The 4,001-nt window shown below is 43.8% G+C and carries 2 protein-coding genes; both read right to left on the reverse strand.

The window, feature by feature from the left end; genetic code table 11:
• Window positions 1-1,648, reverse strand: a 1,648-nt coding sequence (locus tag FC75_RS10030; RefSeq protein ID WP_056989805.1) for a DUF262 domain-containing protein, incomplete at its 3' end; no start/stop codon positions are given.
• A 12-nt stretch (window positions 1,649-1,660) separates the two neighbouring features.
• A complete protein-coding gene (locus FC75_RS10035; protein ID WP_056989806.1) occupies window positions 1,661-3,493 on the reverse strand; it encodes a hypothetical protein in 1,833 nt (610 codons plus the stop codon).
• Window positions 3,494-4,001 lie beyond the last annotated feature (508 nt).

Raw genomic sequence — 4,001 nt, forward strand, 5'->3', positions numbered from 1 at the left:
AGACCACTATCAAGGATTCGTTATCATCGTTGCACTTGACTTGAAAATTGAGGACATTCGATCGGTTTAGTAGGGAGGCCTTAGCATCCAAGTCTCCCACGTCATTTTCGTAATCATTGACGAGTGCTTTCTCAAGCAGCGTCCAGTTACCAACGTAATTAACCATAGCCGGGCTCACTCTTGACTCATCAATGTGTACCAGCTGGAAATCGTCATCAGTGAAAGCCGCTTCCTCGAGATCTTCGTCGTAGAGCTGAACCAACAAATAAAGCAGTGTCCACTTTTTGGGACCAATCTGTCCCCCTTCCTTGGTCAGATTTAAGAACGCTCCTTTGACTTGAGCATTCGATTTCAGGAGACGGTCGTTCAAGGCCTGATTAATTTGACTACTTGAACTTAGTTTCCCTGACCAAATCTCCTGTGCAATAATCGCATAGCCAGACTCCAGTCGGTTGGTGCCATCATTCATAATGGCGCGGTGTCGAATGAATATGGCGATTACTTTCTGCATCACAATGACCATATCCCGGCTTGAAAACCCTCTTTTACTCAGTGCCAGCAGAATTGGATAGAACAGTTTGACCCGCATCCGATACAGAATATCGATTTGCTGAGCCAGCTCAGTATTGTTGAAGAAACGCTGACGCTTACTCAACGAAGCGGCCTCCAGCATGTTGTAAACTGGTGCCAACTGGACGAGATCATCTAAGAATTCATTGGCCTTGGCACTATTTGTCAGTTCTTGACTCAGCGCTCTGTAGAGATGTGACTCAACTACCAGCCGCTGCCGGGCAGACCAATAAGTCCGGATGAAACGGGTGATGCGATCACTGTCATCCTTGAGCTCACGAGAAACATCATTCCATTTTTGATTAGCGAGATCCATTTCACCGCCCGCCACGTACATTAAGTGGTTTTTGATAATGTCAGACGCTTTCAGGTCTTTGCCACGGCTATTGAGAGTTTCGAAGATAATAAAGGCATCTCGTTGTGTCGGTGCCGAGATCATCACCACGTAAAAGTTATCGACAAAAGAACGGAATAAGCGGCTGAGCCGATCAACTCGCTCCGCCCAAGTCTTGAATTGATTCATAGACGCCGACACGTTCTTGTAAAAGTATTGGTACGCCGCGTCCATATTTTTAGTTGGTTCCGTATAGGCTTTGTGACGTTTACCATTAATTAGACCGCTAAAGAAAGCGTTGGCGTCAAGGCCGTCCCGATCTTTATTACCGCTTTGCAGTGTCAAAGATGGCTGATTCTCTTGGGCTCGTAAATATTTAGCCACATCCCGCTTTACATCTCTCAAGACGTCCCCAGACTCGGGAGACATCTCATCACGATTACTTGAATACGCCTTGGTCGCAATGTCGCTCATCACTGCAAGCAGAATTGAACTGGAGGTCAAGCGTTGCTGACCGTCAATCAGTTCTTGATTACCATCAGGATTCTTGAATGTCACAATTTGACCGAAGAAATGACTACTACGGTTGCCATCAGCTAACTCAGCAAGATCGTTCCAGAAATCATCAATTTCGTTCTCTTGCCAAGCAAAGTTGCGCTGATACTTGGGGACAATAAAGTTATTATCCTGAAACAGATTGCCAATTCGAAACCGTGAAGGCTCGGGAATATCAACAAAACTCATATGCATCTCTCCTTAAAAACCTAGCTCATTCAACTCATCATCAAACATTGACTTTTCCAGTTCCGACTGCACGATAGGCTGTTGAAACTTTTTGAATGCCGTGACTAACTCACAAAATGGATTCACAGAAATTGGCGAAACCGTAAATTGCCGAACCGAAATTGCTCGCTCTTGCAAATCAGCAGAGAAAGGCGTCGTCATCACCAAATCCAACGCGTAATCTAGATTGCTCAATTCGAGAAAACTACCAGGACCCCCGCCCCTTAAGTCACCAAACTTAACGCCACGGTGCATCAGCGCAACAAGCATACGCGGAGTTACGCCACTAACTTGGTCGTTCTGACTGGCGATGCGCTCAATATTTCCTGCCAAAAGAACGGCCTCACTAGTCTTCAGTTCCACTACGTGACGAACCAGTGGGGTCAGCAGCTGTAATGTCGGTAAGTCAAGACGCGGGAGAGTAATCAACAGATTCATTCTTGTTTGTTGTTTCATAAACTGATCGACAAAGGTTAAGGGATCCTCTCTCTGCTGTAAAAGCCCTGTATAAGGGACTCGGTGGCGTTCAACCCATTGTAAAACATCTGTCAGTTTGGCTGGTTGACCATATTTAAATCCACTGATGCCGGCCTGTGCTCGCGTCACCGTTTCTTGCGTCACCGTTTCTTGCCTTGCCGGTTTGAAAACTGGCGTTACCTCTCGTCTCTGAGGTGTCTGCTCTTCATGATCATGCGAGATAGCAGACCGAGGAATAGGCAAAATTTTATCCTCTGTAGTATCCGTTTTCACTGGACTCGATTTTTTGGCGACCGAATTCAGTATGAAAGCAAAGTGAGAATTGGCTTCACCACCAATTGGACTCAAATAAAAAAACATACGGTTTAAAATACGTGGCTGAATTTGAATATCCCTCTGTCTCCCTATCAGTAAAAACGGCGCTTCGGCAAGTTTTGGGAGATGAATCACCGCTTTCACTAATGATTTAACTGCATCACTAGCACTCTCACTGAAATCACTGTCTGGATTAGAATAACAATATGCAGCACATAGATTGTGTCCAATAGATTCTATAAGGCTGTCCATCGTTTCATTTCTAGCATCAAGGATAAGTATCCGAGAAACCAAATCATCCGAGATATTGAATATTTGTGCCCACTTTAACATCTTTTCAGTAGGTTCATGCATCTGCCTAGATGTTTGCGGATACGTGGCTCTCAGCGTGGGTAACTCACCGTCATAGAGAAGGTCCGCCAATCGTTCTTGTGCAATTGACTCGGCTTCCTTAACATCCAATCCCTCACCAACTGCAGACCGTTGACGGAATTCTAGGCGTACGTGTACCCCACTGGTAATTACTGTTACCTTTCGGCCCAGCAAGCCTGGATTTTTCTTCTCATAACGCTTCAAAGCTTCTTCTGCAGGTAATATTTGGCGGACAGATTCTTTTAAGATCGTCGGCGTTAAAAACTGGCCAACCATTCCTGAATCAATCTCAGCTGCCAGAAAGCCAATCAGTCGATCCACGCGCCGTCTTCTTAATGATTTGTCTGAAGTTTTGGCATTATTGAAACAAGCGATTAGCTGCTGATAGAGTGCAGCATAAACTGAAGTTACAGACTCTTCTTCGATTGCTTCAAAGCCGGCCAAATTTACGTGAATGTCTTGCAGACAATAAAGTTTTATCTTAGCTAAAATAATTTCTCGACCAATGTTAGCCCACCGATTTTTGGCCTCTGTAGCTGATGCCTCATCGGCAAACTCTTCAATGCCACTTCGATACACAGAAAATTTCAGGGCTGGGTTGAAACGATGCAATGCCTCCCAGCTTAACTCTAACTTGCTCATCAAAATTCCCCCAATGTTTTACTCAGCGCCAAGTATAAACACGAATTAACGATGAAACTCGACACTAGATTGCGCTCATTCCCAGTTGGCTTCAGGGAAGGTTTGCCCTTTACAGGCCGCAGTGATTTATTAAAATTATATCATATCGGCTACTAGTAAGGCCCAAAATTCAGCACTGCTAGAGCAATTATTAACAGATATTAGCTTCAGCAATCATAAAATTCCTTTTTTGTTAAAATCTTGTTTGTTATTTTACGTTTCAATATTGTGTTAAGCATTTACAAGAATGAATTTCAAACATACGTTATTTATTTATAGGTATTACACTATTGCTGTTCTTTTAAATGATTATTAGCTGTTATACGGAAAAGGACAGCTTAATCGACGCTGTCCTTCATCAATTCGCTATTCTAATAGAACTACTTTTTACGGTGATTTGTGAAGAATTTGAAGACCCCAGTTTACAATTCAAGTGCAACACCTTAGCGACTAGACCAAAAAGGCCATG

The organism is Lacticaseibacillus camelliae DSM 22697 = JCM 13995 (assembly GCF_001436615.1).
GTDB lineage: Bacteria > Bacillota > Bacilli > Lactobacillales > Lactobacillaceae > Lacticaseibacillus > Lacticaseibacillus camelliae.

What these genes read in the sequence shown, in the direction of transcription:
- FC75_RS10035 (WP_056989806.1), bottom strand. Translation starts at nt 3,493, where the DNA reads ATGAGCAAGTTAGAGTTAAGCTGGGAGGCATTGCATCGTTTCAACCCA.